Source organism: Chryseobacterium sp. AG844, assembly GCF_003182335.1.
Taxonomy (GTDB): domain Bacteria; phylum Bacteroidota; class Bacteroidia; order Flavobacteriales; family Weeksellaceae; genus Chryseobacterium; species Chryseobacterium cupriresistens.
On the sequence record NZ_QGTV01000001.1, the window covers coordinates 84,619 to 105,650 of the forward strand.

At 38.6% G+C, this 21,032-nt stretch carries 17 protein-coding genes; 10 read left to right on the plus strand and 7 right to left on the minus strand.

Annotated features, from left to right (window positions below):
• The first annotated feature begins 128 nt into the window (after positions 1 to 128).
• Both DEU40_RS00355 and murA read left to right on the plus strand, forming a co-directional pair.
• Positions 129 to 794 (plus strand): DUF4290 domain-containing protein, encoded by a 666-nt coding sequence (locus DEU40_RS00355; RefSeq protein WP_110008021.1) that lies wholly within the window; start codon positions 129 to 131, stop codon positions 792 to 794.
• Positions 794 to 2,101: a UDP-N-acetylglucosamine 1-carboxyvinyltransferase gene (gene murA / locus DEU40_RS00360; RefSeq protein WP_110008022.1), complete on the plus strand. Its 1,308-nt coding sequence runs from the start codon at positions 794 to 796 to the stop codon at positions 2,099 to 2,101. The genes DEU40_RS00355 and murA overlap by 1 nt, the downstream gene beginning before the upstream one ends.
• Positions 2,102 to 2,547: 446 nt before the next feature.
• Here the strand turns inward: murA and DEU40_RS00365 are convergent, their stop codons facing one another.
• A complete protein-coding gene (locus tag DEU40_RS00365; RefSeq protein WP_062676181.1) occupies positions 2,548 to 2,859 on the minus strand; it encodes an NIL domain-containing protein in 312 nt (103 codons plus the stop codon).
• A 160-nt stretch (positions 2,860 to 3,019) separates the two neighbouring features.
• Positions 3,020 to 3,649: a YiiX/YebB-like N1pC/P60 family cysteine hydrolase gene (locus tag DEU40_RS00370; RefSeq protein ID WP_228406414.1), complete on the minus strand. Its 630-nt coding sequence runs from the start codon at positions 3,647 to 3,649 to the stop codon at positions 3,020 to 3,022.
• Positions 3,650 to 3,779: 130 nt separating this feature from the next.
• On the opposite strand from DEU40_RS00370, the gene DEU40_RS00375 reads away from it, so the two are divergent.
• Together DEU40_RS00375 and DEU40_RS00380 are read left to right on the plus strand one after the other, a co-directional pair.
• Positions 3,780 to 4,484: a response regulator transcription factor gene (locus DEU40_RS00375; protein ID WP_110008023.1), complete on the plus strand. Its 705-nt coding sequence runs from the start codon at positions 3,780 to 3,782 to the stop codon at positions 4,482 to 4,484.
• Between the two features lie 27 nt (positions 4,485 to 4,511).
• Positions 4,512 to 5,873, plus strand: coding sequence for an ATP-binding protein (locus DEU40_RS00380; RefSeq protein ID WP_110008024.1), 1,362 nt, complete (start codon positions 4,512 to 4,514; stop codon positions 5,871 to 5,873).
• 85 nt (positions 5,874 to 5,958) lie between these two features.
• On the opposite strand, the gene DEU40_RS00385 is transcribed toward DEU40_RS00380, so the two are convergent.
• A complete protein-coding gene (locus tag DEU40_RS00385) occupies positions 5,959 to 6,810 on the minus strand; it encodes an EamA family transporter (RefSeq protein WP_110008308.1) in 852 nt (283 codons plus the stop codon).
• Positions 6,811 to 7,214: 404 nt separating this feature from the next.
• Between DEU40_RS00385 and DEU40_RS00390 the strand changes: the two genes are divergently transcribed.
• The 4 genes from DEU40_RS00390 to DEU40_RS00405 are packed head-to-tail and all read left to right on the plus strand — an operon-like array spanning position 7,215 to position 13,168.
• Entirely contained in the window at positions 7,215 to 7,697 is a 483-nt protein-coding gene (locus tag DEU40_RS00390) for an MgtC/SapB family protein (protein WP_110008025.1), read from the plus strand.
• A gap of 4 nt (positions 7,698 to 7,701) precedes the next feature.
• Positions 7,702 to 8,802 (plus strand): efflux RND transporter periplasmic adaptor subunit, encoded by a 1,101-nt coding sequence (locus DEU40_RS00395; RefSeq protein ID WP_110008026.1) that lies wholly within the window; start codon positions 7,702 to 7,704, stop codon positions 8,800 to 8,802.
• Between the two features lie 15 nt (positions 8,803 to 8,817).
• Positions 8,818 to 11,913: an efflux RND transporter permease subunit gene (locus DEU40_RS00400; protein WP_110008027.1), complete on the plus strand. Its 3,096-nt coding sequence runs from the start codon at positions 8,818 to 8,820 to the stop codon at positions 11,911 to 11,913.
• Complete coding sequence (locus tag DEU40_RS00405; RefSeq protein ID WP_110008028.1) at positions 11,903 to 13,168, plus strand: TolC family protein; 1,266 nt, start codon at positions 11,903 to 11,905, stop codon at positions 13,166 to 13,168. Before DEU40_RS00400 ends, DEU40_RS00405 begins: the two co-directional genes overlap by 11 nt.
• A gap of 202 nt (positions 13,169 to 13,370) precedes the next feature.
• On the opposite strand, the gene DEU40_RS00410 is transcribed toward DEU40_RS00405, so the two are convergent.
• The 4 genes from DEU40_RS00410 to DEU40_RS00425 all read right to left on the minus strand — a co-directional run bounded on the left by DEU40_RS00410 (position 13,371) and on the right by DEU40_RS00425 (position 19,104).
• Positions 13,371 to 13,826 carry a DUF1801 domain-containing protein gene (locus tag DEU40_RS00410; RefSeq protein WP_110008029.1) on the minus strand — a complete coding sequence of 152 codons (456 nt, stop codon included), beginning with the start codon at positions 13,824 to 13,826 and terminating at the stop codon, positions 13,371 to 13,373.
• Positions 13,827 to 13,850: 24 nt separating this feature from the next.
• The gene (locus DEU40_RS00415) at positions 13,851 to 15,272 is read right to left on the minus strand and encodes a hypothetical protein (RefSeq protein WP_110008030.1); all 1,422 of its coding nucleotides are present in this window, start codon (positions 15,270 to 15,272) and stop codon (positions 13,851 to 13,853) included.
• Positions 15,273 to 15,282: 10 nt separating this feature from the next.
• On the minus strand, positions 15,283 to 16,467 hold the full coding sequence (locus DEU40_RS00420) for a hypothetical protein (protein ID WP_110008031.1): 1,185 nt from the start codon (positions 16,465 to 16,467) through the stop codon (positions 15,283 to 15,285).
• Positions 16,468 to 16,611: 144 nt separating this feature from the next.
• Entirely contained in the window at positions 16,612 to 19,104 is a 2,493-nt protein-coding gene (locus tag DEU40_RS00425) for a GEVED domain-containing protein (protein ID WP_110008032.1), read from the minus strand.
• Between the two features lie 225 nt (positions 19,105 to 19,329).
• On the opposite strand from DEU40_RS00425, the gene DEU40_RS00430 reads away from it, so the two are divergent.
• Positions 19,330 to 20,535, plus strand: coding sequence for a pyridoxal phosphate-dependent aminotransferase (locus DEU40_RS00430; RefSeq protein WP_110008033.1), 1,206 nt, complete (start codon positions 19,330 to 19,332; stop codon positions 20,533 to 20,535).
• 10 nt (positions 20,536 to 20,545) lie between these two features.
• Positions 20,546 to 21,031 (plus strand): hypothetical protein, encoded by a 486-nt coding sequence (locus DEU40_RS00435; RefSeq protein ID WP_110008034.1) that lies wholly within the window; start codon positions 20,546 to 20,548, stop codon positions 21,029 to 21,031.
• Position 21,032 lies beyond the last annotated feature (1 nt).

Here is a 21,032-nt window from a genome sequence, read left to right on the forward strand (position 1 = left end):
TAAACGGGAAATATTTTCATTTTACCTAATAAATCAAGATGAAAGGCATTCAACTTTTTTCATTAAAAAATCATAAATTTTTGAGATTCCCGAGACAATTTTTCTTTTAATGCATATATTTGCATACTATGGAATACAACACCCAAAAAACTCAGCTTCATATGCCGGAATATGGCAGAATTATACAACAGTTGGTTGAGCGCTGCAAAGAACTTCCTTCCAAAGAAGAAAGGAATGAAATGGCTATGGCAATCATCGATTTTATGGGTCAGAGAAACCCACAACTTCGCGACGAGGAAAATTATAAACATAAACTTTGGGACCATCTTTTTATTCTTGCCAACTATGATCTGGATGTAGATTCTCCTTATCCGTTCCCAACGATGGAACAGCTGGCGGAAAAGCCTAAAAGAATGGAATACCCAAAACTTCAAGGTGACTTTAAGTTCTACGGAAAAAGTATTCTTCAATTGATAGAAAAAGCAATCGAACTGGAAACGGGTGATGAAAAAGAAGCCCTTATCGAGGTAATTGCCAACAATATGAAGAAGTCTTATAATGTCTATAATAAAGAACATGTGACGGATGATGTTATTTTCCGCCACCTGAAAGAACTGTCTGAAAACAGGCTGGATCTTACCGGAATAGATTCTCTTGAAAAGAGTAAAATTTATTACACCAGCAATAACAACAACAGGAACAACAATAACAACAACAGGAACAACAGCAATAATAAAAATAATAACCAGCCCAACAAAAGAAGGCATAATAACAATCATAAAAACAGAAAATAATGAGTGGAACATTTCAAATAAGAGGAGGAAAAAGACTGCAGGGTGAAATAACTCCACAAGGAGCCAAAAATGAGGCTCTACAAATTTTATGTGCGGTTCTTCTGACGGACGAAGAGGTAAGAATTAAAAATATTCCTGATATCCATGATGTGAACAGACTGATTGAAATTCTTGGAGATTTTGGAGTAAAAATTACCAAAAACGGACAGGGAGATTATACTTTCAAAGCAGATCAGGTTAATTTTGATTATATAAAATCTAACGAGTTTAAAAAAGACGGAGCCAAACTTCGCGGATCCATTATGCTGATGGGGCCAATGCTTGCCCGTTATGGAGAGGCTTATATGCCTACTCCCGGAGGTGACAAAATCGGGAGAAGAAGATTGGATACTCACTTTCAGGGACTTGTTGAATTAGGTGCTGAATTTAATTATGATGAGGAGGAATATTTCTATTCTTTAAAAGCTAAAGAACTGAGAGGAAAATTCATCCTATTGGAAGAAGCTTCTGTAACCGGAACGGCCAATATTGTAATGGCAGCCGCTTTGGCAAAAGGAAAAACAAGAATCTACAATGCTGCCTGCGAACCCTATCTTCAGCAATTATGTAAAATGCTGAACAGAATGGGAGCCAATATCTCAGGAATCGGATCCAACCTTCTTACTATTGAAGGGGTTGAATATCTGAGAGGTACTGAGCATACCATGCTTCCGGATATGGTAGAGATCGGTTCATGGATTGGTCTTGCAGCCATGACAAAATCTGAAATCACCATCAAAAATGTAAACTGGAACCAGCTTGGGGTAATTCCGAATACCTTCAGAAAACTGGGAATTCAGCTTGAACAAAGCGGTGATGATATCTATATTCCTGCCCAGGAGCATTATAAAATCCAGAAATTTATTGACGGTTCTATCCTTACGATTTCGGATGCGCCATGGCCTGGATTTACACCTGATTTATTATCTATTATTTTAGTAGTGGCTACTCAGGCCAAAGGAAGTATTCTGGTTCATCAGAAAATGTTTGAATCCAGATTGTTCTTTGTGGATAAATTAATTGATATGGGTGCTCAGATCATTTTATGTGATCCGCACAGAGCTACGGTAATCGGATTGAACCAGGAAGCTCCGTTAAGAGGGACAACAATGGTTTCCCCGGATATCAGAGCCGGAAACGCCCTTCTTATTGCTGCACTTTCTGCGGAAGGAAAATCTATTATCCACAATATCGAGCAGATCGACAGAGGATATGAAAATATTGATGGAAGGCTAAGAGCTATTGGTGCTGACATTGAAAGAATCTAAAATTATTTTATCGAGCTAATCCTTTAAATAATGGCTTCGTCAGGCGCAGCCTGACAATGTTTAAAAATTTCGGTTGGTTTTAGGGCTGTCACCTGAGCTTGTCGAAGGGTTATCAATAAGAAAACCTTGTTAATTATTAATCTCAGGTATTAACTAAAGGGATAAACCAAAAATTTTATTCAAAAGCGTTCAGGATATCTGAGCGCTTTTTTGTTTTACTTCTGTCACTGACTACGTCGAATCTTTGATTTCTGACGAAGGAAGAATCTTATTGCCAATCAAATATATAAGATTCTTCACTACATTTCATTTCGCTCAGAATGACACCCTTGAGGCACCTCTGTTCTGCAGCAATTTGATTCGTCATTTAAATCTGTTATAGTGGCAAATAAAAAGCGCCCGGTAAAACCGGACGCTTTGAGTAATTAAAACTATATGAATCTCACTTAAAAATATGTTCTGCAGGTATATTCTACCGTCGTATTGATAAGTTTATTTTTATTCAGATAGACTTCAAGCTGCTGAAAATCTTCTGAATTGACATTAATATATAACTGTACTGAACCGAAACTGTACCCGTTCACATACTCTACGTTAGCAGATAACACTCTATGACAAATGCCAAATTGATTGTAGATCGTATTCATCAAATGTTCAAATTTCATTTTACCATTCAACTCTATTTCCAATAACAATTCTTTTTTAGGCAGGTTAATTTTATTTTGTAAAACCTGCAAGCCGGGATTAGGTGTAATCATTGCTAAACATTTTTGGGTTAAACTCTGTCAGATCATATGACACTTTTGTTTTTAAATCTGTGACAAAAATATAAAAAAATATTAGTCTACCAAATTAGTGGACTAATATTTTTTAAAAATTTAACATAAAAAAAGAAGCCTGTTGAGCTTCTCTTATGTTTTAATAGTTTCCTATTCTTTCTAATTTATAAGAACCGGCCAGTCCGTTTGGGTTGCAACCAGGCTCACCTTCAGGGACTTTGAGATTTTTCTTAGTATAAAATTCTTCCCAGAATGTGTTTGTTTTTCCTGTTTTCGGATCAATAAATGTCATGGGCTCCAGTTTGAAAATATGTTCGTTCCGAAAAGCTCTTTCCACAAAATCTGAACAGTAATAGGAATTTTCATCAAGGATATAATTGAAATTGTAAGGTTTTCCCAGCATGGAATTCGCTTTTTTAACCGCTTCAGGAATTGCTTTCTGATATTCCGGTTTTAACCGGTAAATAATCACTTCCTGACCTTCTTCTTTCTGATCTTTCATAAAGTCTTTTAAATCCTGTCTCTGAGAACCACCTTTTGGTGCAGCATGCAAAACAAACATTTTGCGGCCCTCTTTTTCCAGAATTCCTATATGATCAAATGAAGCTGTTTTTTGTTTTTGAGTTACATTATTAATCGCTCCGGAAAGCCCTGTTTCTTTTGCAGTTACAAAAAGCAGGTCTCCGTTTTTGAGATCTATAGTACTTACCGAAACATTATTATTACACTGTACCAATAATAACATCAGAGCGTATAAAAATCCAGCCACAGACCTCTTTTTTAATCTAAATTCAAACATTCGATTCTATTTTCGGAACCAAAATTACAAAATAGAAATCATTACATTTGTGGGAATATTGATCTATTCTTCACACCAACCCAAACACTCCAGGAATCTTATGCCCCATATTTTATTAATTGAAGACGACGACAGACTTTCAAAATTGATTGCAAAGGGATTTCAGGAAGCAGAGTTTGAGGTCACTGCAGCTTACGATGGAAATACCGGTCTGAAGCTGGCTTTACAGACCCATTTTGATCTGGTGGTGACAGATATTGTATTACCAAAAAAAGACGGTCTTGAATTCTGTAATGAAATCAAAAGTTTAAAACCCAATCTTCCTGTCATTATGCTTACTGCATTGGGAACTACGGATGATAAGCTGGAAGGATTTGATGCCGGAGCTGATGATTATCTCACCAAACCTTTTGAAATGCGTGAACTGGTGGCAAGGATCAAAGTACTTCTGAAAAGATTTTCACAACAGCCCCACCAAAAGATTTCTGTTCTTACATATGAAGGTATTGAAATGAATCTGGAACAAAAAACCGTGAGCCGTGATCATACGCCTATAAAATTGACCCCGAAAGAATTTAATCTCTTAAAATTCATGATGGAAAATTCAGAAAGAGTGCTTTCCAGAAGTGAAATTGCAGAAAAAGTGTGGGAAACTCATTTTGATACGGGGACCAACTTTATTGATGTCTATATCAATTATCTACGAAAAAAAATAGATAAAGATTTTGAAACCAAACTGATCCATACCAAAGCCGGTATGGGATTTATTCTTAAAAAAGACTACGAAACAGGTATTGTACAGTAAGCATTGAGATAAATTAAAAACATCCGGATGAAAATAAGAACCAGACTTACCCTGCTTTTTACCTTAATCACTGCAATGCTTTTAAGTATTTACAGTATTTCGATCTATTATTCATCCAAAGAAGCCAGAGAACAATCTTTTTACAGCGAACTTCAAAATGAAGCGATTGCCAAGGCCGATTTATTTTTCCGAAGCTCACTCCCCGAGCAGGAAATGCACAAGCTTTATAAAAACAATACCAGAACGCTTAACGAAGTTCAGGTAGCGATTTATGACAGTAATAAGGAGCTGGTTTATCATGATGACGCCAAAGTAGATTATGTAAAGGAAACTTCGGAAATGCTTTCTAAGATATTTCAAAAAAAGAAAATTAATTTCTTTCTCAATGATCTGCAGGTCATTGGAATCGTGTATCATTATGAAGGAAAAACGTATGCGGTAACTGCGGCAGCTTATGATCAGTACGGATATGATTATCTTACTCATCTTCTTACCATCAGTCTCATCTCGTTTTTCATTATTCTGATTTTGATTTATCTGGCCGGAATATTTCTTTCCAAAAAAGCATTGAGTCCACTGACGGACATGGTTACTCAGATAAAAAAAATAACCGCCGGGAAATTACAGTTACGTCTGAAAACAACCAAAGAAAAAGACGAACTTAATGAGCTTGCTGAAAACTTCAATGGAATGCTGGAACGGCTTGAAAATTCCTTTGATTCGCAAAAACATTTTGTATCCAATATTTCACACGAACTGAGAACGCCTTTATCAGCTATCATCACCGAACTGGAACTGGCTTCTGTAAAAGATAAAACCAGGGAAGAATATCAGGAAACCATTCAATTCGCGCTGGATGATGCCCGGAATATGGTAAAACTGTCCAATAGCTTAATGGATCTCGCCAAAGCAAGCTATGATCCCAATGAGATCAGTTTTTCGGAAGTACGTCTTGACGAGGTTCTTCTGGAATCTTATACCAAAATCACCAAAGAAAATTCAGGATATAAAGTTTCTCTGAACATCGAAGATTCCGTGGAAGAACAACAGCTTATCATTCAGGGAAATGAATATCTTCTTCAGGTGGCCTTTAACAATCTTATCGACAATGCCTGTAAATATTCTCCGCAACATACCTGCCTGATTGATGTTAATACGGATTCAAAAATTCTTACAATCAGTTTTACCAATATCGGAAATAGCATAACCAACGAAGATTTACAGCATATTTTCGAGCCTTTTTACAGAAGTGAAAACTCCAAACGTGAAAAAGGTCATGGAATAGGATTATTTCTCACGGAGAAAATTATTCACCTTCACAATGCAAAAATCAAAGTTGTATCAGAACAGAATAAAACTACTTTTAAGGTAGAGTTTATCACCCAGTAATTGATCAGAAACTTCATTCAAATGTATTTGAATCTTAACTTTCCTTACAACCTTCATTTACTTAATGGTTTTAAAAATTTCTTATTTACTCATGAGAAAGAGATTTCTTATTGAAAACAGTTGTTCCAATACTCGCTGTAATTACACAGGCAATAGAAATCCATTGTAAAAAAGATAATTCTTCAGCAAGAAAAACCAATCCGGAAAGCGCTGCAAATGCAGGTTCCAGACTCATCAGAATACTGAAAGTCTTTGCAGGAAGTTTTTTCAAGGCCATCATTTCCAGTGAAAAGGGCAAAGCACTCGAAAGAACAGCCACGCCAAGTCCTTTTATAAAAATAGCAGGAGTAAGATTGAAAACGGCTCCATCCCAGATGGTAAAGGGAATAATGACAAGACTGGCAAATATCATCCCGGTGGTAACCGCATCTTTTCCATCCATTATTTTGGAAACCTTTCCACCCATTACAATATACAGGGCCCAGAACATCCCTGCCAGAAAGGCCAATCCAAGTCCTAACAAATCGACATGATCATTTTTCCATGGAACAATTAACAAAATTCCCACACAGGCCAGTAATGCCCACACGACATCCAACAGTTTACGTGACAATGCCAATGCGAGAAATAATGGCCCGGCAAATTCCACAGTAACAGCCAATCCCAGCGGAATCCTTTGAATCGCCATATAGAAAATAAGATTCATTGCAGCCAATCCAACTCCATAGATTGCACAGTATTTCCATTTCTGACTGTTAAATTGTAAAAACTTAGGTCGGTTAATCAAAGTAAGCAAAACAGCAGAAAGTACAATTCTTAAAGTAACCGTACCAATCGCTCCGATTACAGGAAAAAGCTGTTTTGCAATGGAGGCTCCTCCCTGCACACAGATAATCGCTAAAAGCGTAGCCGGTATTGCTAAGTTTGATTTTTTCATTTCTACAATATATAATTCAAAAGATATTGGAAGGAAGTCTCCGGGATTTAACAAGCTTTTATTTCATATGACAGATTGTAAAATTCATCATACAAAAATCAGCCTCCAAATGTATTGAAATTTTATCGCTTATCATGGGTACAGTTTACACATATTAAAAGGATATAATAAACAACTATTTCCTGCAGAATCATCAAAAAAACAGGAAGGAACTTTCTCTAATGATTTTCTAATCACATTCTAAAGCTTTTCTAACGGCAAAAAAGGGCAGTCAGTTTTACTTTTGCACAGTAAAAAATAAAGCAATATGGACTCAGATCCTTACAGTAATTATCAATTTTAAAAGCTTTAGTTGTACTCACTTTTCCCGTACAGCAGAAAAGCTTACAAAAACAGGAAAAGTTATGAATACATTCGAATTTACCCTTCGTCTCCTTACCGCATTTTGTCTGGGAGCCGGTATTGGCTTCGAAAGACAGTGGCGCAAAAAAAATGCAGGTCTCCGCACCAACACTCTGGTATGTATCGGTTCTGCAGCATTTGTACTGATTGCCATCAGAATTGGTGGCGATGCAGCCGGCCGAATCACTTCTTATATCGTCAGTGGAATAGGTTTCCTTGGCGGCGGTGTTATCATGAAAGACGGCCTTACCGTAAGAGGATTAAATACAGCAGCCACATTATGGTGTTCAGCAGCCATAGGCGCATTATGCGCTTTGGGATATCCTCTGGAAGCCTTTATCACAGTTCTCTTCATTGTATCTACCAATATATTCCTGAGGCCTACCCTATCCTCTCAGAAAGAAGCAAGAAGCAAGAAATGGTTCAGTGCCAGGAAAAATAACAAAGAAAAAGTAAAAATCAGCAACAGCACTCAATTGTATTAAGATCATGAAAAAAATAATCTTAAGTAGTATTATTCTCTTTGCAGCCTCTTGTAAAGACAATGCACCTCAGCAAAACAAAGAACCGGAAATTATAACAAAAGGTAACCAGATCACCATTCCGGAAAGCCATCCGGTTTTCAAAAAAATTAAAACACAGATGGTAACCGAACAGGAACACAGCGACGGTGTAATTTCAGCGGGAACAATCCAGGCAATCCCCAATCATTATGCGGAAATTGCCAGCCCTTTTTCCGGAAGAATTACAAAATCTTTTATTCAGCTTGGACAGAATGTTTCTGCCGGAAACCCGCTTTTTGAAATCCTTTCATCAGATTATTTTTCAGTTCAGAAAGATTACACGGATGCTCTGAATGATGTACAGCTTGCAGAAAAAAATTACAGACGCCAGCAGGACCTCGTAAAACACGGAGTCGGTATCCAGAAAGAGCTGGACGAAGCGGAAACCGATTTTAAAAATAAAAAAACATCCCTTTCCAATGCATCTTCTGCCCTGAAGGTCTATAACAGCAAAGGCGGAAGCATAGGAAGTCCGCTTATTGTAAGAGCACCCATTAACGGAGAAATTATTTCCAACAAAATTGTCAACGGCCAATATCTGAAGGGAGATGCAGATCCGGTCGTGATCATCGCAGAATTATCAAAAGTCTGGATTTCCGGTGATGTAAAGGAAAAAGACATCCGCTTTGTCAATATTGGCGACCAGGTTTCTGTAAAAGTAAGCGCCTATCCCGACAGAAATATTACCGGAAAAGTATACCACATCAATGAAATGGTGGATGAAGATACCCGAAGCATTAAAGTTCTTATTGAATGCGATAATCCGGACAGAAAATTAAAGCCGGGAATGTACGCCACCGTAAACTTCTCAACAACCCCTGAAAAGACGATGATGATTCCTGTAACGGCCTTAATGCAGGAGGACAGTTCACAATATGTATGGATAAAAACAGGAAAAAGCCAATTTACCAGACGTTCTGTGACAACGGGAGAAACCGATGAAAAAACTGTAAGAATCATATCAGGATTAAAACCCGGAGAAACCATCATGACCGAAGGCGGAATTTATATGCCTGATACAAAATAATGTAAATGAAAAACTATGAAGAAATTACTGACAATCTCTATACAGAAGAGATGGCTGATGCTTGCCCTCTTCCTTTTACTGGGATTCTTCGGATACTATTCCTGGACCAGATTATCCATAGAAGCCTATCCTGATATTGCCGATGTCACTTCCCAGGTGGTAACGCAGGTTCCGGGCCTGGCCGCCGAAGAAGTAGAACAGCAAATTACCATTCCTTTGGAAAGATCTTTGAACGGACTTCCCGGAATGCATGTGATGCGAAGCAAAAGTACCTTCGGACTGTCAATTATTACGATAGTTTTTGATGACGGGATAGATGATTACTGGGCAAGGCAGCGTATCCAGGAAAGACTGACTGATGTGGAACTTCCTTATGGGGCACAGCCAGGATTAGATCCCCTTACCTCTCCCATCGGCGAAGTGTATCGTTACATTATTGAAAGTAAAAGCCACAGTCTGCGGGAATTGACAGATTTACAGAAATTTGTCATTATCCCCCGAATCAAACAGGTTTCAGGAATTGCTGATGTCACCAATTTCGGAGGAATTACCACCCAGTTCCAGATTGAGCTGGATCCGCATAAGCTTGAACAGTACGGTTTATCCCTGTCAGAAGTTACCGAAACAATCTCCAAAAACAATGTCAGTGCCGGAGGAAGTATGCTTCCCCGTGGAAACCTGGCCTATGTCATCCGTGGAATAGGTTTGGTAAAAGACCTGGATGATCTGGGAAAAATTGTAGTGAAAACCCAGAATGGGGTTCCTGTTTTCCTGAATGATGTTGGAACACTGAAATACGGAAACCTTGAAAGAAAAGGAGTTCTTGGCTACACAGACCGAAACCGTAATTATTCTGAAAGCGTGGAAGGAATTGTACTATTGCTAAGAGGACAAAATCCTTCCGAGGTACTGGAAGGTGTGCATGAAGCGATTGAAGAACTGAATAACGAAACACTTCCACCCGGAGTAAAGATCCACCCTTTTCTGGACAGAACAGATCTTGTAAAAACAACGCTTACCACAGTTTCTCATACCCTTACCGAAGGAATTGTTTTGGTTATTATTGTGCTGATTGTATTTCTGGGAAGCTGGCGGGGAGCATTACTGGTAGCGATTACCATTCCGCTTTCTTTATTATTTGCTTTTATACTAATGCATTTTACCAATATTCCGGCTAATCTTCTTTCACTGGGAGCGATTGATTTTGGAATCATTGTAGACGGAGCCATCGTCATGCTTGAAACCATCCTGAGGAAACGGGAAGAGAATTCTGAAGAAACGCTGGAAGAAAAAACAATTACCCAAAGAGTGATTGAAGTGGCAAAACCTATTTTCTTTTCCACCATCATTATCATTACGGCTTACCTTCCATTATTTGCTTTTGAAAGAGTAGAAAAAAAATTATTTACCCCCATGGCTTTTACTGTTGGATATGCTCTGTTGGGAGCCCTTGCTGTAGCATTACTTCTTATCCCGGGATTAGCCTATGTGATTTATCGGAAACCACAGAAGATCTATCACAATAAATGGCTGGAGAAACTCAGTAAAGCCTATGGAAAAAGCATTGAAAAAATAATGCAGACTCCTAAAAGAGTTCTCATTCCCATTATGATTGTTTTAGTATCTGCCGGAATTCTCTCCTGGCATGTAGGAAAAGATTTTTTACCTGAACTGGATGAAGGCTCTATATGGCTGCAGGTACAGCTTCCACCCGGAATTTCTTTAGCCAAGTCAAAAGAAATGAGTGATACTTTACGTGCCCGCACACTGAAACATCCTGAAATTACCTATATGATGGTTCAGGCAGGACGTAATGATGATGGTACCGACCCATGGACCGCTTCCCACTTTGAGGTATCGGTCGGAATAAAACCTTACAGCGAATGGCCTTCGGGAAAAACAAAAGCAGACCTCATCAAAGAACTTGCTGCAGATTATAAGGACATGCCGGGATTCACTGTCGGATTTTCACAACCTATGATTGATGGAGTTATGGACAAAATCTCCGGAGCGCACAGTGAGCTGGTGGTAAAAGTATATGGAGAAGATTTTAAAGAAACCAGAAGAATTGCAGAAAATGTATTGTCTACATTACATACAATTCCGGGTTCGGCAGACCTTGCCATTGATCAGGAGCCACCGCTACCTCAACTGCAGATTATTGCCAACAGAGATAAAATTGCTCAGTACGGACTGAATGTAGCAGATGTGGCCGACCTTATTGAAGTGGCATTGGGAGGAAAAGCCATCTCCCAGATCTTTATCGGCAATAAAGTATATGATATTTCATGCCGTTACACAGAAGACAGCCGCGATACTCCGGATAAAATCGGAAATCTGATGCTGACTTCAGCTTCCGGAGCCAAAATACCTTTATCACAGGTAGCAGAAGTGAAATTAAGTACAGGTGAAAGTACCATTACCAGAGAAATGAATAAACGACATCTTACGGTAAAGCTGAATTTAAGAGGAACCGATCTTTCTTCTTTCCTGAAAAATGCACAGGATAAAATTGAAAAAGAGATCCAATATGATCATGAAAAATACCAGATCAAATGGGGCGGACAGTTTGAAAATCAAAACAGAGCCTATTCAAGGCTGGCATTTATTGTTCCGCTGGCATTAGCTATTATGTTTCTTCTGCTGTACGGTGCCTTTGGAGATTTCAGGCAGGCTTTGGTACTGATGTCTATCGTTCCGTTGGCTCTATTTGGGGGAATGCTGGCACTCAATATCCGCGGAATGTCTCTGAATGTATCTTCAGCAGTAGGATTTATCACTCTCTTTGGAGTGGCCATCCAGAATGGAGTGATCATGATCTCTCATATCAATGATCTGCGGAAGAAAGGATATGAACTGAAAGATGCTGCCATCAAAGGTGCAAAAGACCGTTTCAGACCTGTACTGATGACCGCGACGGTTGCTGTCATCGGATTATTTCCGGCATCATTGGCCACAGGAATCGGTTCTGATGTACAGCGTCCACTGGCAACAGTAATTGTTTATGGGTTGATGTTCTCTACTATTTTAACCTTATTCGTGCTTCCGGCTATTTATTTTATGGCTGAACGCCGAAACAAAAAACAAAATTTAGAATCAGATGAAAATTAGAGTTCGTTTTATCATATTATCTGTCGTATTGCTCAGCATCACCGGGATGAAAGCACAGGAAAAAGAGCTTTTGCCCTTTGAAGAATACCTGAGTCTTGTAGGAAATAAAAATTTAGGCTACGCTTCTCAAAAATACAATGTAAGCATGTCCGAAGCAGCTATTCAGACCGCTAATATGTTTCCTGATCCTGAGCTGGAAATGGAAACCAGCAATAACGGGGTAAGACAAAGTATGGGTTATGTGTATGGTGCCTCACTTGGCTGGACACTTGAATTGGGCGGTAAAAGAAAGGCCAGGGTAAATCTGGCAAGAAATCAATCGGAGCTGAGCAAAATACAATTGCAGGATTTTTTCAGGAACCTTCGTGCAGATGCCAGTTTAGGATATATTGAGGCTTTAAAATCCAAGGCTTTGCTTGAAGTACAGCAGGATTCTTATCAAAACATGCAGCAATTGGCAAAATCCGACAGTATCCGGTATAAATTGGGAACGATAACATGGGTCACTTCCAAACAGAGTAAGCTGGAAGCAGCTTCTTTGCTCAATGAAGTATATCAGGCTGAAAGTGCAGAGCAGCAGGCTCTCACCGGTTTATCTGTATTTCTTGGAGACAGCAAAATAACTGGCAGAGATGTTACCGGAGATTTTAATACCTTCAACAGAGATTTCAGCATTGACGATCTGATTCTTCAGGCATTGAATGAAAGAGCAGATTTATTGGCAGCCAAGCAAAATACAGAAGTTGCCAAAAGCCAGATCAGCCTTGAAAAAGCTAATCGTGTCATAGATTTGGGCATCAGTGCCGGAGCAGAACGACATACTGAAGCGACGAATGAAATTGCCCCTTCTCCCACTGTAAATGCTGTAAAAATGGGCATCAGTATTCCTTTAAAATTTTCCAACCGAAGAAATGCCGGATTGAAAATTGCAGAAATGGCCCATTCACAGGCAGAAGTTGAGTATAAACAGATCGAACAGGAGATAAAAGCTGAGGTAATGCAGGCTTTTCAGCAATACACAGCCACTCAGAAACAGCTCAGACAATTTCATAACGGAATGCTTTCTGAGGCCAAAAGTATTCTGGAAGGAATCATTTATAGTTACAAAAGAGGAGAAAGCTCTATCCTTGAAGTATTGAATGCGCAGAGAACCTATAACAGTGTTCGAAAAGATTATTATGAAGCTCTAGCAGATAATGCTGCCGCTTTGATTGAGCTGGAACGTAAAGCGGGAATCTGGGATATTCATTTTTAGCTGGAAGAGGGAAGCTGGAGGATGGAAGTTTCTGGATGTCGATGAATAAATACACATCATTTAATTAACTTTTTAATATTCAGATTGCTCATCAAGGAATAACAACTGATAGTTTTTAAACACAAATATAACTTCCTACTCCCATCCTCCAGCTTCCAGCATAAAAAAAAGCCCTGAAATCAAATAGATTTCAGGGCTCTTTTTATTTCTTATACTGTGATTCATAAATTCCGATCCAGTCATCAGGCGTCATTTTCTGACTCAGCTCGGCAATCAGTTCAAAAGGAATATCTTCTGTTTTTTTGAAGCGGACACAGGATTTACCCATATCCAGCTTTTTCTTCGAATATTTGGGATATTCTCCTACGAACCAATCCAGAAGTTCCGGCTTGGAATATAGTCCCATATGATACAAAGCTATAAAATTCTTCTGGGAAGCAAGGTTGATAAAAGGCAACGGTGTCCCGGGTGCACAATGATATCCGGCAGGATAGGTTGTCAAAGGAACTACCCAGCCTATCATCCCATAATTTGAAGCGTCTTCAAAACCTTTCGGAAGGTTGTCGTTCACCGTATCAAAAAGTTTTTTAAAAGCTTCCTGTCTTTCTTCAGGAATTTTTGAGATATAATCTTCTATAGAAACCGACTGAATCTGCATGTGATAATTTTTTCTAAAATACGATTATTTTATAAAATTGTACACACTGAACATCTGAACCTCCTTGCTGCTCTTTTGAAGGAACATCATTTTGTTGACATTCGGAACGTACTGAATCATATTTCCATCTGCAAAACCGTAGTTCTGGAAGAAATTTCTACCTTTATAATCGAGGCTTACTTCCTGAGGCTTCAGATTGGCGAAATCAAAAACTTTCATAGAAAATCCTGTATTCCCGAATGCTCCTTTAGGATAGAAAGCGGAAATATAAAGTTTGTCTCCGGCTTCCACCACATGAATTCTTTTTCCTGTAGAAGTGCCTGCCGCTACAAATTGTTTTACCTCACCTTCTTTATTAAACTTGATCAGCATTCCCGCATCCAGAGAATATACAGGATCAGGGAAACGGTTCATTGCTGTAGGCATCGGTCTTGTCACCGTCTCCTGCTGAACAGCCATTAAAGTTTCATCCCCTTTCACAATCGTTTTAATGACTTTCACATCGCTCATGTCTTTGCTTCCAGCCAGATTGGTATTGCTGATGACTGCTTTCCCAGACTTCATATCATAGTACATTACCGTTCCGAAAGTACTTGCTCCAATGGTAACTGCTGCATTTTTCCTTCCAAAAGTCACCAGATAATCACTATCATTTTTACTGAAAGCATATAATTTTTCAGGAATATATTTATCATCGAACGGAAGGTCTTTATCTTCAGTATTGGAAACCAGTTCCAGCTTATAGGATTCTTTCCAGCCTGCTGCTTTACGTAATAGGACGATTTTCGCTGAGTTGGTTAATGTCAAAGACTTTTCAACATAATCATTACTCAATGTGATTTCTTTGTTCCAGACCGGAGAAAGCGTTCTTAAATCCATTACCAGCACATCATTCACATTATCTGTCTTTTTATTCGCATATCTGTCATTGAAGACAGCTGCATATTTCCCGTTTTCTGAGAAAAGGACATAGGTAGTTCCTGATTTGTTGGTAGACTCGATGCTGTATTTTGCAATACTCTTTGTTGTAAAAGTACCTTCCTTTCTGCTGAAAACATGCTGGAATACTTCTTTTCTGTTTTCTTTTCCGAAATACTCTTCCGTAAATGCTATAAATTTATCATCATCGATCTGCTGAGATCCCAGATAATTGTGAAGCACACCATTCGTTTTATTGGCGTAATCTTTTACATAGGTGTCTACAAGACTTCCGTTCTGATCCAGTTTTCTCATCAGTAATTTTTTATGAGGGAAAACATTTCTCATCAGTCCGTCAATATTGATAACACTGAACATATAAGAATTGTAATCATCTGCCAGTACCAGTTTATCATCCTTTTCAAGATTGGCATCCACTGTGAATTTTGTTCCTTCTGTTACTTTCGTCTGTGCATAAGAGTACACGGAAGCGGTAATTAATGCCGAAGCAATAATCTGTTTAATCATATCGTTTTCTTTAGTTATTATAAATTTTTTCTTCTAATCTTTTCAGTTCAAGATTGGCATCGTAGGATAATTTAATATCTACTAAATGCTCCTGTAACTCATTTAAATATTTCTCTGCTTCCTGATAGTTTCCTAAAGCAATATTCAATCTAATCAGGTTAAAATAAAGGTATTCTCCGATCTTCTGATTGTAAACAGCTTTCTTATCGTTGTAATTTACTTTTGTTAAAGCTGTTTTCCAGAGATCAATTCCTTTCTGCATATTCTCCATGGCAATTTTGTTCGGTGCATAATCCGATTTTGCCTGAAGCTTTTTCAGATTGGTCGTCACATAGATATATGCTTTCTCCAGATCATCATACTCTCCTTTGTTTTTTACCGTCGCCAATGTCACTGTAGAGTTGATCGTCTGATACCCGAAGTTTTCATTGATAATATTTCTTGTGCGGTCGATCGTTCTTTGCAGGAATCTTTTTTCCTGAGCATTCAGATTAATTTCATTAGTTGGAACACTTGCTATTTCAGCAAAATCTGAGAAGTAGGTTTTATCCAGTTTTATGGCACCGTCCTGCTTCGCCGTGATTTTTGTAGGTTGGTTGGCAAAAGTTTTTCCCTGATTGTCCTGGAAATTTGTTCTTTCCATTTCAATGACAATATCAAGATAATTTCCACCTTTTGAAAAACCAATCACATCGATTTGAGAAGCCAGAATTTTGTTATCCACAATTAAAGCATCCCTCAGATCGGGCTGCTGGTACACCGGCATCGGAGGAATATTAAGGATAGGTCTTGAAGGAAGCCTCAGTACGGGAGCACCATTGGTTGCTGCAATTTTTTCAACAGCTGACAATTTGCTGTATTCTGCAGATTCAAGTTTGTATTTTTCCTGAAGTTTTTTTACTTCAGCATCATAGTCTTTTAATCTTTCCTGATGTTCATACTTGGCATTTTCAACATTAGTCTGGTAATTGTCTACCTTTTTCTGGTGGTCTTCTTTTGAAATTCTGATGACATCATCTTTTGTAATATTGTAGGGAGACTTTACCGTAATTGTGTAATTTCTGTTGGAAAGTTCCGTAGGAAAAACCGGCTCTTTTAAAAGCTGGAAACTGATTATTTCTTTATCAATTCGCTGAGCCTGGGAAAATTCGGAATAAAATAATGGTATTAAAAAAAATAGTTTAAATTTATTCATGGATATTATAGTTTTCGGTGCAAATGTATAATAATTTTATGGACATTTTCTGATAATATTTTGTCCAGTTATTATTAAACTGATCACAAAAAAAAGCAGCCGCACGAATGCAGCTGCCTACAGAAATTATTAACTCAAAAAATTTTATTTTTTAATGGCTTTTACTGTTGATTTTGAACCATCCTTAAAGTTCATCGTCACTAAGTATAAACCGGCATTCAATTCCCCTAACTGAAGTTCATTAGTTGGATTGTCAATAGTTTTCACTACTCTTCCCGCTACATCTGTAACTGTTACAGATTTTACATTTTTAATATCTGCAACATGAAGCACATCTTTAAATGGATTAGGATATACATTCACTTCTTTTTTCTTCAGATTCGTTTCCGAAGTGGATAAAGAGGTAGCCACTTCAAAGGTAAAATCAATAAATTCTCCTCTTGAAATAGCAGAACAAGGGTTTGAAGGGGCTGTACTGTTATAATCAGTCACCACTCTCATTCTATAAGATCCAAGAGGTGTTCCTGCAGGTACAGTGATAGATCCCGACGTACTTGTAACATAAGTATTGGTCACAAACATTCTTTCTGAAGCTTCAAAAGTTAAATTATTATTCCAGTCTACCCAAACCCCGATTCCACACGTAGGACCACCGGCCGTAAAAGATACGGAAGTACTGGATCCCGGAGCATTGATTATTTTGTTACTGGTTGTTGTTAAATTCTGATATCCTCCAGCAACACTTGAACCGGATGAATAAGCCATATCTACAAGTCCTCCTGTAGAACTGAAGTCAGAAAGCCATGAATTCTGAGAAGTAGATGAAGGTAAGCAATACCCTGTTCTGAATGTAAGCATCTCACTCCAGATACTTTTATCAGCAGCACTGCATACAGATCTTACCCATACATAATAATTGGTATCAGAAGATAATGAACTTAATGGTGCAGAAGTTGTAGCAGAAGTTACAGAGTTGGAAGCGTCCAAAACAGTAGATGCATCAGGTGCTGTATTCGTTGTACTGTAGTATACTTCGTATCCATTTGCAGGAACCGAAAGAGGAGCAGTCCAGCCAATTGTTGCAGAGTTCACTGTAAGATTGGATACCGCAACCGCAGTCGGCTCAAGGCAGGAAGGAATATTCTGAACGGTAATATTATCAATATAAATAGAACGTGAAGAACCTCCTAAACCGTGTTTAAATGCCAGTTGCAAATCAGAACCTGCAGGAATATTCACGGTATATTGTGCATGCGTAGTTGTAAGGGAAATAGGAGCTCCTATCTGTGTAAAGGATGCAGGATCCGCAGGGTTCGATAGTGTTCCCACCAATAAAGTATAATTACTTCCTCCGGCTTTTGCATAGAATCTCACACGTTTGGTCCCGTCTGAAAGGTTCACCGTTGGAGGTGCAACCAATAACTGACTGCCTGTAGTCGCACTCGAGTTATTCATGTAGTAAGAATTAGGTGCTGAATAACTATTGGAGGTTGATACATAGCCATAACCCGAAAATGAAGGAGTTTCCAGGTATGCCCAGCAGCTTGGAGCATTGGTATTGGTGCTTGAACCTGTACTTGTCGTATCAAAGTTTTCTGTATAAGGAACCGTGAAAGTAGAACAAGCCGTTTTAAATGTTCCTGCAAAAGACCATACACTCTGTCCGGTTACAGTATTACAGTTGGATCTCACCCAATAATAATAGGTTGTATTGGAATTAAGACCTCCTATTGTTGTACTTGTTCCTGTTACTCCCGGATAAGTAGGTGTTACTGAGCTTGCTGGTATTGTGCTGGAAGTACTGTGGTACACATCATAACTGGCAGCACTGCCTGTCCATGAGACTAAAGCAGAATTGGCTGTGATTCCGGAAACGGCCTGCAATACAGGAGGCATACAATCCGAATAAGCATCTGCCGAAAAAGCAAAAATATTCGGTATGCCTGAACCACTTGCTTTGGTTACCGTTACACTTTGTATTAGTTTTGCCTGATTTGCGGCATCTATAGCCAGTTCAGCCTGATATAATCTTGGATTGGTTCCGCCCTCAGGAGACGGAATATCATCACCGGCACCGGGAGTAGCCCCGGGCTTTTTAATCCTTCCTATTCCCTGGATGGCAAAACTAGGCCCATTATACCAGTCAGCAAGACTGATCCCTGAAAACGTCTGCGAACTTCCATCGCTAAAATTCACTACTACATTTACCGTAGAAGTACCGCTTCCACTTACAGCAAGCATGTACAACTTGGTTGCAGCTTTTGGTGCTGTAAATGCCAGGGTTCCGTTATCATTAATTGCCGCCAGTCTTAAAGAGTTGTTCGCACTCAGACCCGCCAGTTGAAAACTCAGTCCCGGAGTGGTTGCCACTACAGAATTAATAATCCCGTCAACAGGAATACCATACGTAATAGCTGCACTTGTGGAGGTTAGCTGAAAATCTTTAGCTACAAAAGCGTAAGAAACTCCGTCTACGTCATTGTTTGTAGTAATTGTGGAAGAACCGATGCCATTAGCGATTACATCAGCTGTAAAGCCTGAGGAAATGGGCATGGTTTGATAATTCTGAGCCATCATAGCCGTGGCTGAAAACAGAGCAATAGCAGGTATTACTCTAGAAAATAAATTTATTACCATTTTAATCACATTTGAGGCGAAATTTAGCAAAAATAATAATACGAAAATATTATTTTTAACAAAATCATAAACTTTATTTAAAATGTATGAAAAATTAATATTAAAAGCCTTTTAATATGTAAATTTTAAAGGTAACATAAAACGTAATGAAACATCTTCTTATTGATTCTTAATTTTATTATTGAGAAATTAAATCCTATTTTTGTCATACAAATTTTTTGAACAATGCCGAATATTTCAAACAGAGCACTGCATATGCCGCCATCGCCGGTAAGAAAACTGGTTCCTTTTGCGTTACAAGCAAAACAAAAAGGAATAAAAGTATACCACCTTAATATCGGACAGCCTGATATTGAAACTCCGGAAACAGCTTTAAATGCTTTAAAGAACATCGATTTAAAAGTATTGGAATATGCTCTTTCTGAAGGTAATATAGAATACAGAAAGGCCCTTACTGAATATTATCATTCATTAGGGTTCTCAGATCTTACTCCTGATAACTTCATTGTTACCAACGGAGGTTCTGAAGCGCTTAACTTTGCGATCTCTACTCTATGTGACGAAGGTGATGAAGTCATTATCCCAGAACCTTACTATGCCAACTACAATGGTTTCACCAGCACATTTGACGTGAATGTAGTAGCTGTACCTTCTACAATTGATACTGGTTTTGCTTTGCCGCCTGTTGAAGAGTTTGAGAAAAAAATTACAGAAAAAACAAGAGCGATCATCATCTGTAACCCTGGTAACCCTACCGGATATCTTTATACCCGTGAGGAACTTCAGAAACTGGCAGAAATCGCTTTGAAATATGATATCGTCATCATTTCTGATGAAGTATACAGAGAATACGTATACGATGGAAAGCAGCAGATCTCAATGCTTGATTTCCCTGAATTAGCTGAAAACTGTATCATTATTGACTCTGAATCCAAGCGTTACTCTATGTGTGGAGTAAGAATCGGGTGTATGGTGACACGTTCCAACAAGATCCGTAATGCGGCGATGCTTTTTGCACAGGCAAGATTAAGCCCGGTTCTTTTAGGACAGATTGCAGCAACAGCAGCACACCAAAATGACGGCCCTTACATCAGAGCTGTAAGAGAAGAATATACCCACAGAAGAAATGTATTGGTAGATCTTTTAAATGCTATTCCAGGAGTGATCTGCCCTAAACCAAGAGGAGCTTTCTACTGTGTTGCAGAACTTCCGGTAGACGATACTGAAAAATTTGCCCAGTGGCTGCTTGAAAAGTATTCTCTTAATAACGAAACCATCATGGTGGCGCCTGCAGGAGGATTCTACAGCGATCCTGAATTAGGTAAAAAGCAGGTAAGAATTGCCTATGTACTGAAAGAAGAAGATTTAAAAAGAAGTGCTGAAATTCTTAAAGAAGCTTTAAAGAAGTACAGAGAAGAATTCAGTCTGTAAAAATATACTGATGCCGACAACAAAAAAACTCCATCTGAAAATCCTGTTTTCGATCCTTTTGCTGTCGGCATTTTTTTCCTGTGATTCCAAAAAGACAGAGCCATCTGTTTCTCAAAAAAATCTACACGAGATTACCTTCATCAGCGTATCCGACATCGGAGGACATCTGGGAAACTACAGAATTGTGAAGGCCACAAAAGATTCTGTTTTTGCAGAACAAGGGATGACAGCCAATCAAACCCATAAATCATGGGCATCTGCTATGAATGCCGAAACCTGGAAAAAGCTGGTATCAACGATCAATATTGTAGATCTTGACCATATCAAAAGTTCTCCAAGCCAACAGTCTGTAGACGGAACAGATGAAACCTTCCAGATCCGGACTCCCAAAAAATCACATATCTATGTGAATGCTTATGCAGATACTTTACATTACAAGCAATTACAGCAACTTAAAGAACAACTAGACAAAATTCTCCCCAAAGAATACCAATAAA

Bases quoted from the DNA above. Each gene is read 5' to 3' on its own strand.
- DEU40_RS00395 (WP_110008026.1), top strand. From the start codon at position 7,702: ATGAAAAAAATAATCTTAAGTAGTATTATTCTCTTTGCAGCCTCTTGT.
- murA (WP_110008022.1), top strand. From the start codon at position 794: ATGAGTGGAACATTTCAAATAAGAGGAGGAAAAAGACTGCAGGGTGAA.
- DEU40_RS00375 (WP_110008023.1), top strand. From the start codon at position 3,780: ATGCCCCATATTTTATTAATTGAAGACGACGACAGACTTTCAAAATTG.
- DEU40_RS00435 (WP_110008034.1), top strand. From the start codon at position 20,546: ATGCCGACAACAAAAAAACTCCATCTGAAAATCCTGTTTTCGATCCTT.
- DEU40_RS00410 (WP_110008029.1), bottom strand. From the start codon at position 13,826: ATGCAGATTCAGTCGGTTTCTATAGAAGATTATATCTCAAAAATTCCT.
- DEU40_RS00400 (WP_110008027.1), top strand. From the start codon at position 8,818: ATGAAGAAATTACTGACAATCTCTATACAGAAGAGATGGCTGATGCTT.
- DEU40_RS00385 (WP_110008308.1), bottom strand. From the start codon at position 6,810: ATGAAAAAATCAAACTTAGCAATACCGGCTACGCTTTTAGCGATTATC.
- DEU40_RS00415 (WP_110008030.1), bottom strand. From the start codon at position 15,272: ATGATTAAACAGATTATTGCTTCGGCATTAATTACCGCTTCCGTGTAC.
- DEU40_RS00355 (WP_110008021.1), top strand. From the start codon at position 129: ATGGAATACAACACCCAAAAAACTCAGCTTCATATGCCGGAATATGGC.
- DEU40_RS00380 (WP_110008024.1), top strand. From the start codon at position 4,512: ATGAAAATAAGAACCAGACTTACCCTGCTTTTTACCTTAATCACTGCA.
- DEU40_RS00405 (WP_110008028.1), top strand. From the start codon at position 11,903: ATGAAAATTAGAGTTCGTTTTATCATATTATCTGTCGTATTGCTCAGC.
- DEU40_RS00430 (WP_110008033.1), top strand. From the start codon at position 19,330: ATGCCGAATATTTCAAACAGAGCACTGCATATGCCGCCATCGCCGGTA.
- DEU40_RS00420 (WP_110008031.1), bottom strand. From the start codon at position 16,467: ATGAATAAATTTAAACTATTTTTTTTAATACCATTATTTTATTCCGAA.
- DEU40_RS00365 (WP_062676181.1), bottom strand. From the start codon at position 2,859: ATGATTACACCTAATCCCGGCTTGCAGGTTTTACAAAATAAAATTAAC.
- DEU40_RS00425 (WP_110008032.1), bottom strand. From the start codon at position 19,104: ATGGTAATAAATTTATTTTCTAGAGTAATACCTGCTATTGCTCTGTTT.
- DEU40_RS00390 (WP_110008025.1), top strand. From the start codon at position 7,215: ATGAATACATTCGAATTTACCCTTCGTCTCCTTACCGCATTTTGTCTG.